Here is a 13,580-nt window from a genome sequence, read left to right as displayed (position 1 = left end):
GTCGATCGTTTCCAGGTCGTCGAGGAAAGCGCGCATCGTCTGCGCCACCTCCTGACTCGACTGCACCCGCGTGCCCCAATATCCGGCTACCGTCGGCCATCGCCCGAAAAAGCTCATCGCCCCGTCCTTTCCAACCACTGCGTAATAGTCTCCGTCCGACTACGTGTCGCGACATGAGCAAGGGTCGGCGGTCACGCGGCGTCTTAGACCGGGTAACCCAGTGCTTCCCGCACCGCCAGGATGTCGTCGAAGTTGACGTCTAACGGTTTCTCGCCCAACCGAATCAGCGTTCCGTTGGGGAGTTCCTCCAGTACGGCGACGACGGGCAGTTTGCTGTGATCGAGATCGATCCCGGACTGGATGTATGTCTCCCACCCGACTTCGATTTCGCTGACCTCATTTCCCTGCGCATTGCGGTACTCCCGCGTCCCCCACCGCGCAGACTCCGGCGACCAATGCTCGATGATCGCTTTCATGATCGCGTCCCCGACGCGTGCAGTCAGCAACTGCGACGCCTCCCCGATTGCTTGTTTCTCCGGGGGGAGGGTGACGTTGACGAGATTCGGAACCCTCGGAACATTCCGGCCGAGAGAGAATTGGATTCTCAAGAACTGATATCTGTCCGGGTGCAACAAACTCACGATGTAGCCAAGGTCGAAGGCAGCAACGGATTGCCCTTCGATATCCTTCGCTGCCCGGAAGATTTTCGCTAGGACTTCCACGCTTAGATCGGTCGACTCGAAGGCAGTCTCGGGCGAAAACACCCAAGCTTCTCCAAGTGCTCGATCAATGTTCCTCAGACTATGAAGAAACGAGAACACCTCCGCTGCAATGCCTTCTACCGGTTGCGTCCGAGGGCCCCAATACCCGATCACTGTCGCGCCACGATCCGAATTCATCGACCTTTCCTTTCCAGCCACTCTGCGATCGTCATAGTCGTTCTCGGCAAATCATTGTCATTGAACAGTTGTGGTCCGGGTTGCTGCGGAGCGCCGGGGGCATCCGGATTCACCGGCACCTGACCGACATCAGGCAGAGTCGGCACACTTGGTTCCTCGGTGCGACCTGGCGAGGGAGCCTCCAGGGTGGAGTTCTCGGGTCTCGGGTTCGACCCCGGATCGCCAATCCCACCGGGCGAGAGTGATTCCCACTCGCCACGATCGGGATCGCCGGGAAAGTGGGTTGCGAGGGTTCCGGAATCGCGGGATCCGGGCGTGCAGGTTCATTCACGGACGGAACAGAGGGTTGATCATGCTCGGCAGGTGGAACTGTGCCGTCGATGGCGGGTATGCCGCGCGGTGGCACTCCACCCGGAGCGTCGATCAGCTGGTGCGTAGCCGGATCGGGACCGCGGCGCGGTAATTGCGGGCAGGCTGGTCGGTCCGCGCCATCCCTACCTGCAGGCAGCCCCGAGTGCGCCCAACGTAGGGCTCACAGCCGTCTGAAACCTTTGGGTAGAGGAATCTCCGGTCGTTCGGTCGGCAGTCCTGCTGCTGCGCGGATGCTTCGGATGTCCTCGACTGTTAACGGCGTGGACAGATTCTTCTGGATGACGATTGTGCCGTCCTGGTAGGGAAATGCCTCCACGCTGGGCGGGAGCTGCGTTTCCTCGATCGGCAACTCAGGACCGAAGTAGGTGCAACTGCCCACGATCGCGTCACCCGGTACGTTGAACTGAGGCGATGATTCGGTTCGGCGGTAGAGCACGGTGACACGCGAGTCCCAGATATCGGCTAGCCCCTGAACGAGCTTCAATGCCAGCGAAATCAGTGATTCGTCGGCAAAGGCACATGCGAATGCGCCGGACCCTGAGGTGCCCCCGAAACTAACAACGACTTTGACGTCTCCAGCGGGTGAATACAGGGTCATATGTCGTCCCAATGAGAGGGGATACATACCGCCGGTGGCATCAGGGGATCGTCTGCGCTCGATCAATGCGGCTTCGATCGATTTTTCCGTCGGAGGTACAAGGATCTGACGGATATTCGACGCCAAGGCTTGCTCGAGTCCGGCACCGTCGGGGAGGGCATCGCCTACTGTTTGGTACAAGTCGATGTCGAAGACAGGATCGATGTCGCGAAGCAATCGTAGCGAACGTGCAACGAGCGCGGCCGTGACGGCCTCGCTTTCAGGCGCACCCTTTCGTGGAATGACCTTCACTGTCAAGCCCACCGTAGGATTGCGGCGCAGTGATGACGTAGGCACTTTCACTCCCCTCCAAATACGATGATGTTGATGTTCTCCATCCCGATGACCTCGTCGAACGCATCCTCCATTATCTGAGCAGCTTGTTCTTAAGAACACCATCACCTGCGGACGTGAGCTTGGCCGTAACTTCTGGTGTCACAGCCGGCGCGAGCCTTTCGGTAGGCGAACCTCCGGTCGTTCGGTCAGCAGGCCGACTGCTGCACGGATGCTTCGGATATCGTCGGCAACCAACGGGGCGCGTGGATCACGCTGGATGACGATCGCTCCTTCTCTTGTACGGAAAAGCTTCGACAGTGGGTGGGATCTGCGTTTCGTTGATCGGCATCTCAGGGCCGAAGTAGGTGCAACTGCCCACCGTTGCGTCGCCGGGCACGTTGTACTGAGGTGTGAGCTCCGCATCCCGGTAGAGCACGGCCGTGGGAGCGTCCCAGATATCGGCCATACCCTGGACGAGTTTCAATGACAGTGAGATCAGAGATTCATCGGCGAAGCCCCCTGGGTACGGCCAGATGAAGGTGCAAAGTAAGGAACCTGCTCCTGCCGTACTCCCGAATCCGATGAGAATTTCGATGTTTCCGTTGTCGGTGAACAACCTGAGTTGATGCCCGAATGAGAGTGGGTAAATCCCGCCTGCGGCATCAGGAGACTTTCTGCTCTCGATCATTGCGGCCTCGAGGAGGCCTTCTGCCTGAGGCGTGAGGATCCGCCCACCATTCAATGCCAGAGCCTGCTCGACCGTAACGCCGTCGGGAAGGTCATTCCTCACGGAGCGATACATGTCGACGTCAAAGACTGGGTCAAGCTTTCGAAGGAACTGCAGTGACCGCGCTGCCAGCACTGCGGTGACCGATTCGGCTTCCGGCGGCCCCTTCCGCGCCATGACTTTCACGGTCAACCCGGACGCCGGATCGCGACGTAAAGATGAAGCAGACAACGTCACTCCTGCTCGAAGACGATCGACCAATCGGAACAGTCTCTGGCGCTACACCGGGTAACCCAACGCCGCCCGCACCGCCACGATGTCGGCGGCATCGACCTCCATTGGCTTGTCCCCCAACCGAATCAACGTGCCAGTGGGCAGCTCCTCTACCGCCGCAGATTGGGGCAGCGCGCTGCGATCGAACGTAACTCCGGAATGGAAGTACGTTTCCCATCCCACCTGGATCTGACCTCTAACTCGCGGTTGCAGATCGAGGTAGTCGCCGATGCTCCACCGAGCCCGATCCGGTTCCCAATGCTTGACGATCACTTTCATGATCGCGTCCCCGACATCCGGTTCGAGCAACCGTCGCAATTCGGGGGGAACATCCTTCTCCGTCGGCAACGACACCCGGACACTGTTGGGGGCACTGGTTTCCAGCCCGCCGACCCTGGCGATGATCCGCCGCGCGGTCCCGTCTTCGGGTGACAAGTCGACGTCGTAGCCCGGTCCCGGGGTGTCCGAATACCCCATCTCCTTCGAGCGGGAATGCTCGAAGATTCGCACCAACCCGTCCACGCTGAGATCTGCTGGCACTTTGTCGAACTCGGCAGTCGAGACCCACGGCAACGCCAACCCCGGGTCGATCGCTTCCAGATCGTCGAGGAAGGCCCGCATCGTCTGCGCCACCTCCTGACTCGACTGCACCCGCGTGCCCCAATACCCGCCCACTGTCGGCCGCCGCCCGAAAAAGCTCATCGCCCCGTCCTTTCCAACCATTGCGCAATAGTTTCCACCGTGACACCGACGACGTTCTCGTCGTCGAAGCCTCTCAAGGCGAGTTCAGCATATTGTTCGTTGAGCATCACCCACACGAGCTCAGCGTCCATCCCGGCTTGTGCGAGGGCATCGAGCTGCGCCTGAGCGGTCTTGGGCCAATCTTTTTGCCAAACACGGCCCCGGAAGTCCGTTACGTAAGGTTCACCGTTCCGGTCGAAGATGAAGTCGTAGATGTGTTTCGCATCGACGATGACGTTCATGTCCGGGAACCAACCGTCGAACTTGAGCTCACCGTTCTTCCCGGCATCGAATGGCAAGATGAACGCGAACTGCCCGTCCACCAGCGTGACGAGTTCCTGAAATACCCGAGAAGGCCTCAACCTCCGAGCGGCGTCGTACCGGAGACCTTCGCCTGCATCACCCCATACCCCGACATCGGTGCCATCCCGATCACCGATGATCCGGGACTGCAACGTACGCAGATCCAACGGGCCGACTCCTTCGACCTCCACGATGTCCGGCGGTGTTTCGCCGGGTGCGAGTTGCGGTGGTTTTTCTCGTGCGAACGGCATCCACCACAACGGATCCTGTTCAACCCCTGGTCCCTCCGGGCTGTCAGGCTGTGTGGGAGGCATCGTGACCGCGGGTCGCTGCGTCGGATCCTCGATGACGCCAGGGCTGGGAATGGTGCTCGGATCGGTGGCGAAGGGGTCGAATTCCGGTAGTCCGGGTTGCTGCGGAGCGCCGGGAGCGTCCGGATTCACCGGCACCTGCCCGACATCGGGCAGAGTCGGCGCACTCGGTTCCTCGACCTGACCTGGCGAGGGAACATTCGGGGTAGAAATTCCTGGTGTCAGGTTCGGCCCTGGATCACCGATCTCCCCCGGCGTGGATGGTTCCCACTGGCCGCGGTCGGGATCGCCGGGCGAAGTGGGTTGCGAGGGTTCCGGAATCGTGGGATCCGGGCGTGCAGGTTCATTCACGGAAGGGATCGTGGGGTGGTCATGTTCGGCAGGTGGAACTGTGCCGTCGATGACGGGTATGCCGCGCGGTGGCAGTGTGCCCGGCCGGGGAATGTTTTGAGCAGGGGTCGATGGTGAAGTAACCGGGGGCCGGGTGGGTGTTGTCCGGTTCGAGACGATCAGGTCTTCAGCCCGGATCGCGCCGACGGCCAGACGGGCCCCGCGCAGCGGTGGGACGACGAAGCTCATGATCTCGTCGGTGTAGGGCTGATCGAAAGCGACACCGGGGTCCAGATGCTGCGCGTCGCCTATCCGAACTGGTTCGCCGGTGCTCCAATCGTACAAGGACAGTTCCGAGTTGGAATGGTCGAAAACCTGGTAGGGGCGTCCCTGCTCGTCGTAGGTGACCTGCAGGTCGTGCTCTTCTCCCTGCGCGTCGGTGTACGTCCAGCTCCACACGTTCGGCACCTTCGAAGGTGTGCCGGACCAGTTGGTTCCGTTTTCGTCCGTGAACGAGACGTCGCTGACAGCGGGTTCGGTGGTGTAGTCCTGCCCGCCGATGTTCGAAGTGATCGGCTCCTGGGTTTGATCGGCGAGTATCGCGTCGCCGACAGGGTTTCCGGTTCCTGTTTCGGTGATCGGCGGTTCGGAGGCCTCGGAGTTAGGGTCACCGAGCATGAGCTGCTCGAGGCCTGAATCTGCCGGCTCCGGGGGGTTGGCGGCGAGGACGTTTTGTGCGTCCCTGCGTGCTTGTTCGCCCTCCGGGGTCATCGGGCCGATGAAGTTCGCCTGCGCTTCGAGCGCAGCACGTTCTTCCGGTGTCAGCTCCGGGTCGGCGAGGATCGGGTAGAGCAGGTTCTCGATACCGGCGGTGTCGACGACCTGAACGAGTTGCCCGTCCCGGATCTCGTAATGCGTCGGAACAGGAGTGCCGTTGGCGTCGTACGCCCACGGGGCATCGATTGTCGAGACCGGATTCCCGTCGGCGTCGAAGACGGTGACCGTGCCATCGGGGTTGACACTCATGTGACCGCCGGGCGGCACCGTCACCGGAATCACGGATTCGTGCGACGACGTTTCGTCGTGGATCAGGAAGAAGAACCGGCTTCCGCCGGTGATCGGATCGAACACCCGCAACGAGGACTGCCCGCCAGGTGCGTACGCAGTCAACGGCGACGCGACAGTCCCGACCGCCTGGGAGAGTACTGATTCGGGCGTGCGGGGGCTGAAAGGTCCCGGCCGCCCGCGCACTCCGATACCCGCAGCGGTGAACGCCGCGGCCCCGACGAGGACCAGTTCGAGATACCTGTCACGGCCCGAGTCCTCCCCGGTTGTGGAAACATCTGCTGCCGGATCCGGAACCGTTTGGGCCGGTGCGATATTCGAATCCGAATCCGAATCCGCGGGGATCGGTCCTGGACCGCGATCGGTGGTGGTTCCCTCACCCGGGGTGGGTGTGGGTGAGGGAACCGCTGATGCCGATGCATTGGGGAATGCACCGACACCAGTTTCCGAGGCCGGGGACTCGGAAGTAATGGGCGGAACCTCGATCGTCGGCACAGGGACGATGGGGGTGCCGTTGTAGGTGGGAAAGTTCGTCGGAGCATTGGCCCCGACATTTGGGCCACCGCCTGGAGCCTGCGCACCGGGGAGCCCGACAGTGGTCGTCGGCGCAGCTGTCGACGTCGTGGACGGCGCACTCAGGCACGGGTTGATGATCTCTGGCGGGATGGGCGCACCAGGTGGCAGCGACGCAATGAGATTCAGGTAGATCTGATGATCACGTGCCCGCACCGCCGCGCAGTCTTCTTCCGGCGTCGCGTTCGCCGGAGCGGCGGAGAGTGCGATTCCCGCACCGATCACTCCGGCCGCTCCGGTCAACAGCGCCCCGGCGGCAAGCACTCCCGCGAGAGTCCGGCGAAGTCGTCTACCGGACTTCACCGGTGCGCACCACGATTGTCACTCTTCTTCGTTCGGAGTAGCGCGATGAGTTTGTCTGCGCCCCACCAGAACAACCGTCCGGAGATCGACATCCACAAGAAGAATGCCAGGTAAACCAGGATCGTCCCGTAGTCGTTCGCCCAGCCGGCGAGCTTCCCGATCACCGCGAATGCCGCGATCAGCAACCCCAGTCCGACTGCGGTGGCGATCACAGCCTTGGAAAGTGGACTGAGTTCGCTGTCCGGATCCCAGTCATCAACGTCTGCAACGTCTTTGCTGTCGACGGCAGCGGGTTCCGTTTGCACACTGCGACGTTCGGCGTTGTTGACGGTCATGGCTGGAACTCCAAACAGGAAGGGAGAGCGGGGACAACGAGTCGCCGGTACTGGGCGCGGTATCAGTTCCAGTACTGGTAGGCCAGGGTGACGTACCCGGCGTTGGCCGGGTTGTTCGGATCAGCCAGGTAGACATCGACGTAGCCACCAGCATGTGCAGCGGCTTCGCCGATCACTACGCGGTCGGGGGCGCTGAGCTTGCCATCGGGGCCGACGGTGAGCGCCGAGCCCGGTGCGAGCTCAATCCACCGCTGCGAGCCTGGAACGATGTCGGAGATGGCGTCCGGGATCGGGCTCGCCGCCAACGCCGCGGTTTCCGCATTCGAGAGCGACAGACCGATCCGACCCTGCTCAGGTTCGACGATCGGAGTTGCAGCAGATGCCACGCCGGCGCCGAGAACACCGATCAGGGCGATACCTGCGCTGAGGGTTCCGGCAGTGGCCAAGGTACGAATCTTCATGATTTCTCCTTTGTGAGCGTGATGAGTAACCACCCCGGGACGGGACGGATCAGGAATTACTCGCCAGCAGCGCCGGCGAAGTCTGCGAGGGTCAGAGCCAGGCGGGATCGGAGTACACGAACAACGTGTTGTCGGACGTCGCCGTCGACACCGACAGTTGTGCGTACGAGCGGATCGTCACCGGCCCCATGCACGCATCAACCTTCACGTGCACGTTCTCTGCCGTGATCGACGCCTTCGACGACTCGAGATCCTTCTTCCCCAACGGAATCGTCGTGATCGTGCCCGGCGCAATCGTCGACTGAATACTCGGATTCACCGACGCATTCACACCCACGTTCGCCGACGGGACACCCGAAATACTCACACCGACAGACGGGCCGAGCGAAAAACCAAGCCCCAAGCCAAGTCCGGAGGAAACATCGATCTGGCAGCCGATCTGCAATCCCTGCTCGACATAACCGGTCTTCACTGCCGAATCGCCCTGACCACCGATCGTGCCGGTCACCTTCGCCGACACGAACCCCTCACGGGTGAACGCCGTCGTCGCCAGATTCGGCACCGGGTTCGCCGACAGTTTCGTGGCGGCAAGATCCAACGACCAACCGTCATCGGTGACAGTGCTCGCGAATTTGTCCGCCAACGCCGTCGGCGTTGCCGATGCACTCCCTGCGAAGACCACACCAGACGACAGCGCGGCAACCGCACACGTCGCGAGCCCCACTGCGACCCTCGATCGACGATGGGATAGGCCGTTTTGCGATTCGAGCGACATGAACTGCTCCTCCACGTGACACAGCAACCAGAGCGGTAGCCGACAACTAACTGAATTGGTTACCGGACGGTACCAATCGTCCTGTTTGCCCGCCAGCGCGCCGACTCCGCCATCTTGGATTTAGGGTGAACTTTCGGTAACAGATATATATCGACAGGCTTATCATCAGCAAAAAGGACCTAGGTCCCACTATGAGCAAGGTCACGGTTTGAAGGTAAGAAGAACCCTCAGAAACGGTGTGGCAAACCGAACTGAACCCACGTTTCGTGGGCCTCAGGGCATTTGAAGGCCGAAAGTGCGGACATCCAGCCAGTGCACGTACTTGAATGTGCAACCAACAGGCACTACTTGGCAATCGATCGCAATCAAGACACCTGAGCGGGGCCTAGGAGCGCAACTCTGCATGGTTCACGCGGAGATGTTCACTTCGTGGTCGGCGCGAACTCGCAAGACCCACTTGCGTCGCACCGTTAGCTTGTCAATCACTGATACGTGCAGACGACGCGCAGAAGTAGTACGCATGTACGAGAAAGGGCTCTGACCAAGACCGCAGTCCTTGATCAGAGCCCTACCAACTCGGAGTCGAAAGTTATGCCGGTTCTCTCATGATGCCGAGATGCCGTGCAGTCCCGGACACCCCAGGAACCTCTTGCACAGGCGACCAGGTATTCAGCCCGTCCGTGCTGTCGGAGTAGAGATACTTACCTTCGGTATAGGCGTCGAGATAGATCCGCCAGTCGCCGCTCGGCAACTGAACTACGGCCGGACCTTCGACAAGCGAACCCCAATTCCCTGGCGGGACAAACGAATAAGGTCCCGTCACCGAAGGAGCGACCGCATGCTCGACGACCTTCTTCGTCTCGTTCTTGGTGAACGCATGATAGGTCGATCCGACTTTGACCACGGTGGTGTCGATGTGGTCCGCACCGATCCCGGCGAGCGGAACAGGCGGGCTCCACAACCGGAGCGACGGTTCCAACGCCGTCATCAGATACGGCACAAATCCTCCACCGGTCGACATCGACAGGATGACGTTGACACGATCGCCGTCCACAAACCATTCAGGCGCCCAGGCCTTGGTAACGAATGGTGACAGCGACGGTCCGTCGCTGAAACCGGCCGAACCCGAGAAGCCCGGCGGGCTCGCAGAACCGGTGCCATCTCCCGTTCCAGGCATCAACGCGCAGCAAAACGGAACCGGATAGTTCCCCAGCGGTGTCCAATTGATGCGGTCGCTGCTGCGTGCGAAACCGATGTTCGCCCCACCACCCGTCGTGTAGGTGAGGTAGTACAGCCCGTCCGTGTTCCGGAAGATGCTCGGATCACGCACGAGCCCAGACGGCGGCCTGTACGCCGACTGCTGGACGAGCTGAAAGCCGGTGCCGTCGGCCGACTCGTAGACATCCATGTCACGGTCGCTGGCGTTGCTGAACGCCACCATTGTGTATTTCCAGTCAGGCGGCGGCGCGGCGCTGCTGGCAGGGGCTGCGACCAGCAACCCCGCGACGACGAGGATCACCAGCGATACAGCAGAAAGGCCGGTCCGTTTTGTCGGAATCACCGATGCAGTATGTATGACAGCTAGCGCACGATGGGTAGCTTCGGCGGTAGGTAGAGCAGGATCGTTACCTAAGTCGATTCGCCTTGTAGTGAGGACGGGGACGCCGGCAAGGTCAGCCGTTAGCATCACGCCATGGAACTTGGGGTGCATTTCGCGCTGTCAGACAGCGTGGCAGCGGAACTTCTGGACGCACGCGGCGACGACGACAAACTCGGCGCAGTGGTCGAGGACATCGAGGAGACGGGCCGATCCGAGTTCTCGTGCGACACGGACAAGGCGTGGGATCCGATCCTGTGCGCCCTCTCCAGCACGGGGTACGAGCGCGTGTCCGAGAACTGGCCGGCCTACGGCGTGATCTTGGGGGACGACGACCTCAACACCGACACCGACGACCAACTCGTCACCTACCTGGCACCCGATCGGGTCGCCGAAGTCTCCTCGTACCTGGCGGAAATCACCGAATCCGAGTTCGGCGTGCGCTACGACGCGATGCCGCTCGACGACCGCAACCCCGAGTACGGTCCCGACGAGCGCCGGTACGCCTGGGGTTGGTTGCAGGAAGTGGCGGACTTTTTCCAGCGCGCGGCCCGAGAGAATCACCACGTGGTGTTCACCGTGCGGTTCTGACGCCCACTACCCAAGCAGTGTGACTCCGAAAACAGTAAAGGCTCTGACCTGGACCGAAGTCCGAGGTCAGAGCCTTTGCTTTGGCGGAAGCGGAGGGATTTGAACCCCCGGTGGGTTTAACGCCACGCTCGCTTTCAAGGCGAGTGCATTCGGCCGCTCTGCCACGCTTCCGTGGGCGATCCTATCGGGTGTTCCCGCGGACCGCGAAAACGGCTCCGACGTCAGCGCTCGCCGATGGCTTTGTCGACCTTCTCGAAGACGTCTGCCAGCACGTCCAGTTCCTGGGGAGTCAGCAGATCGACCAGATTGTTCCGAACCCCGGCCACGTGAGTAGGTGCCGCCTCGGCGAGGCGACGCCTACCCTCTTCCGTGATCCGCGCGAGCACGCCGCGACCATCTTCGACGCAAGTGTCGCGCACGACGATGCCCTGAGATTCCATCCGCCTGATCTGGTGCGTCAGGCGGCTACGCGAAGACAACACGCCGTCTGCCAGGTCACTCATCCGCAACGACCCGTCAGCTGACTCCGAGAGCATGACCAGAATGCGGTAATCAGCCAACGACAGGTCGTGTGAATCCTGCAGTTCGCGGTTGAGAACCTCCATGAGGCGCTGATTGCCGTCCATGTAGCCGCGCCATGCACGCATCTCGCACGGCGTCAGCCACGGTGTCTCACCGTGCGCCGCCTGCGATGTCTCCTCGGTTGTCGCTTCAGCTGTCACAGGTTCCAAGTTTAGACCTGTGTCCGCCCGTCACAGTAAGACTCACCCTAAAGTCACGAATTGGACATCAGGATCGAACGGTCGATTTCGGCGACCGATGCCAGGCCCGCCAGCCCCATCGTCAGATCCAGGTCGGCCAGGAGACTTCGGAGCGCATGACGCACTCCGTCAGCTCCGGCCAATCCCAATCCGTACGCCCACGGTCGCCCATACAGCACTGCATCGGCACCCAAGGCCAGAGCCTTGATTACGTCTGCGCCACAACGAATTCCGGAGTCCATCAGGATGTCCACCTCATGCCCCACCGCATCAGCGACGGGACCGAGAGCGTCGAGCGCCGAAATCGACCCGTCGACCTGACGCCCACCATGGTTGCTCACGACAATGCCGGTGGCGCCGGCCGCGACGGCCTCACGTGCGTCGTCGGGATGGACAATTCCCTTCACCGCGATCGGAAGTGTCGTCCACTGGCGAAGTTTCGCGATATCCGCGATCCGCACCGCGTGATTGCCGAACAACGACACCCACGTCAGAACCGCGATCTGCAGGGCTTCTGCACTCTCCTCGGGAGGTGTGGCCAGTTTTGCGCGGAACACCGGATCCGACAGATAGTTGGCAATACCCTTCGCCTGCAGGAAGGGGAGGTGACCGAGTTCGAGATCCCTTGGACGCCAACCCATACCGGGAGTGTCGGCAGTCAGGACGATAGCCTTCGCGCCCGCCGTCTCCGCCCGACGGACAAACGACTCGGCAAGCTCGTCGTCGGCCGGCCAGTACAGCTGGTACCACCAGTTATCGCCGGAGGCCGCCGCTACATCTTCGATGGTCGAGGACGCCGCCGTCGAGAGAATCGATCCGATCCCCAACTCGGCAGTGACCGAACCGACCGCAACCTCGGCGTCGTCGTGGACCAAGCCGAGCACGCCCACCGGAGCCGTCAGGATCGGTGCAGCCAACCGCGTCCCCAACACCTCGACGCTCAGATCGCGCGCGTCGGGCGCCGCAGTCCCCCGCAACATCCGCGGCACGATCGCGTGCTTGTCGAACGCCCGCAGATTCGACACCGCGGTCCGTTCGGTCGACGCGCTACCGGCGATGTACCCGAAAGCCTCTGGTGAGAGTTGCTCGCGCGCGGCATCTTCCAAGCCCGCCGCAGTCATCGGCAAAGCCGGCTTCGCGCCGCTCAGTCCCGTCAGATAGATCTCGTTCTGCATGTTCCCGAAGTAAGTCACGTCCGCGACGGTAGCGGCAAAACACCCGTCAGCGGGGAGATTCGCTAGCGTCGTATCCATGTACGCCATAACGATCGATCAGCCCGGCGGTCCCGAGGTCATGAAATGGGCGCAGCAGCCCGATCCCGAACTGCCTCGCGGGCACGTACTCGTCGAGGTCGCCGCGACCGCCGTCAACCGCGCCGACCTGCTCCAACGCCAAGGCTTCTACCCGCCGCCGCCCGGCGCGAGTGACATCCTCGGCCTTGAATGCTCGGGCGTGATCGTCGAACTCGGCGAAGACGTCACCGGTTGGTCCGTCGGCGACGAAGTCTGCGCACTGCTGGCCGGCGGCGGTTACGCCGAGAAGGTTGCGGTCCCGGCAACACAACTTCTCCCGGTTCCCGCTGGCGTCGATCTCCGAGTCGCAGCGTCACTGCCGGAAGTTGCGTGCACGGTGTGGTCCAACGTCGTGATGCGGGGCGGCCTACGACGCGGACAGGTCCTCCTCGTCCATGGCGGTGGCGGCGGAATCGGCACCCACGCCATCCAGGTCGGCAAAGCCCTCGGCGCCCGCGTCGCAGTTACCGCGGGTTCGGAGGACAAATTGAACCGCTGCCGCGAATTGGGCGCGGATATTCTCATCAACTATCGCGACAGCGACTTCGTAGCATCACTCGCCGAAGCCACCGACAACCACGGCGCGGACGTGGTTCTGGACAACATGGGAGCGTCGTACCTCGGGCGCAACGTCGACGCACTCGCCATGGACGGCCACGTCGTGATCATCGGAATGCAGGGTGGCCGCAAGGGCGAAGTCGACATCGCCAAGCTGATGGGAAAGCGCGGAAACATCACGTCGACGGGCCTGCGCGGGCGTCCGCTCACCGGACCCGGCGGTAAAGCGGACATCGTCGCCGACGTCCGTGCGAAGTTGTGGCCGTTGATCGCCGATGGATCGGTTCAACCGATCGTGTCGACCGAACTTCCGATCGCCGAGGCACCATTAGCCCATCAGTTGCTGGATTCGCCGGAAACCGTAGGCAAGGTCATCCTCACCGTGAAGTGAGCCGAGCGG

13 protein-coding genes and 1 tRNA gene are annotated in these 13,580 nt (G+C 61.9%); 2 read left to right on the top strand and 12 right to left on the bottom strand.

The features are described from left to right. Positions 1-203: 203 nt before the first annotated feature. The 9 genes from QMA15_RS04260 to QMA15_RS04220 form a co-directional block, all read right to left on the bottom strand. The gene (locus QMA15_RS04260; protein WP_326839284.1) at positions 204-899 is read right to left on the bottom strand and encodes an Imm52 family immunity protein; all 696 of its coding nucleotides are present in this window, start codon (positions 897-899) and stop codon (positions 204-206) included. A gap of 532 nt (positions 900-1,431) precedes the next feature. Beyond that, positions 1,432-2,205 carry a hypothetical protein gene (locus QMA15_RS04255; protein WP_279162946.1) on the bottom strand — a complete coding sequence of 258 codons (774 nt, stop codon included), beginning with the start codon at positions 2,203-2,205 and terminating at the stop codon, positions 1,432-1,434. A 247-nt stretch (positions 2,206-2,452) separates the two neighbouring features. Continuing rightward, complete coding sequence (locus tag QMA15_RS04250) at positions 2,453-3,148, bottom strand: hypothetical protein (protein WP_223257881.1); 696 nt, start codon at positions 3,146-3,148, stop codon at positions 2,453-2,455. A gap of 42 nt (positions 3,149-3,190) precedes the next feature. Beyond that, complete coding sequence (locus QMA15_RS04245; RefSeq protein ID WP_223257874.1) at positions 3,191-3,907, bottom strand: Imm52 family immunity protein; 717 nt, start codon at positions 3,905-3,907, stop codon at positions 3,191-3,193. Further along, positions 3,883-6,810 carry a hypothetical protein gene (locus tag QMA15_RS04240; RefSeq protein WP_070796541.1) on the bottom strand — a complete coding sequence of 976 codons (2,928 nt, stop codon included), beginning with the start codon at positions 6,808-6,810 and terminating at the stop codon, positions 3,883-3,885. Before QMA15_RS04240 ends, QMA15_RS04245 begins: the two co-directional genes overlap by 25 nt. Beyond that, positions 6,807-7,145, bottom strand: coding sequence for a hypothetical protein (locus tag QMA15_RS04235; RefSeq protein ID WP_019746453.1), 339 nt, complete (start codon positions 7,143-7,145; stop codon positions 6,807-6,809). The genes QMA15_RS04240 and QMA15_RS04235 overlap by 4 nt, the downstream gene beginning before the upstream one ends. Before the next feature lie 62 nt (positions 7,146-7,207). Further along, a complete protein-coding gene (locus QMA15_RS04230; RefSeq protein WP_019746452.1) occupies positions 7,208-7,606 on the bottom strand; it encodes a hypothetical protein in 399 nt (132 codons plus the stop codon). Between the two features lie 91 nt (positions 7,607-7,697). After that, on the bottom strand, positions 7,698-8,381 hold the full coding sequence (locus tag QMA15_RS04225) for an MspA family porin (RefSeq protein ID WP_029537404.1): 684 nt from the start codon (positions 8,379-8,381) through the stop codon (positions 7,698-7,700). 589 nt (positions 8,382-8,970) lie between these two features. Then, positions 8,971-9,822, bottom strand: coding sequence for a glycoside hydrolase family 43 protein (locus QMA15_RS04220; RefSeq protein WP_223257880.1), 852 nt, complete (start codon positions 9,820-9,822; stop codon positions 8,971-8,973). A gap of 252 nt (positions 9,823-10,074) precedes the next feature. Between QMA15_RS04220 and QMA15_RS04215 the strand changes: the two genes are divergently transcribed. Continuing rightward, positions 10,075-10,569 carry a DUF1877 family protein gene (locus QMA15_RS04215; RefSeq protein ID WP_021332843.1) on the top strand — a complete coding sequence of 165 codons (495 nt, stop codon included), beginning with the start codon at positions 10,075-10,077 and terminating at the stop codon, positions 10,567-10,569. An 81-nt stretch (positions 10,570-10,650) separates the two neighbouring features. Here QMA15_RS04215 and QMA15_RS04210 read toward each other — a convergent pair. The 3 genes from QMA15_RS04210 to QMA15_RS04200 form a co-directional block, all read right to left on the bottom strand. Further along, positions 10,651-10,740, bottom strand: a tRNA-Ser gene (locus tag QMA15_RS04210). Between the two features lie 50 nt (positions 10,741-10,790). Continuing rightward, positions 10,791-11,216 carry a MarR family transcriptional regulator gene (locus QMA15_RS04205; protein WP_020968140.1) on the bottom strand — a complete coding sequence of 142 codons (426 nt, stop codon included), beginning with the start codon at positions 11,214-11,216 and terminating at the stop codon, positions 10,791-10,793. A 128-nt stretch (positions 11,217-11,344) separates the two neighbouring features. Next, positions 11,345-12,583: a lactate 2-monooxygenase gene (locus tag QMA15_RS04200; protein ID WP_021332842.1), complete on the bottom strand. Its 1,239-nt coding sequence runs from the start codon at positions 12,581-12,583 to the stop codon at positions 11,345-11,347. Between QMA15_RS04200 and QMA15_RS04195 the strand changes: the two genes are divergently transcribed. After that, entirely contained in the window at positions 12,582-13,571 is a 990-nt protein-coding gene (locus tag QMA15_RS04195; protein ID WP_259121394.1) for an NAD(P)H-quinone oxidoreductase, read from the top strand. The genes QMA15_RS04200 and QMA15_RS04195 overlap by 2 nt on opposite strands. Positions 13,572-13,580: the final 9 nt, after the last annotated feature.

Origin of the sequence: Rhodococcus sp. APC 3903, from assembly GCF_030407755.1 — a bacterium.
GTDB lineage: Bacteria > Actinomycetota > Actinomycetes > Mycobacteriales > Mycobacteriaceae > Rhodococcus_F > Rhodococcus_F erythropolis.
The sequence above is the reverse complement of the archived record's forward strand: the minus strand, read 5'-3'. Positions and strand labels throughout refer to the sequence as shown.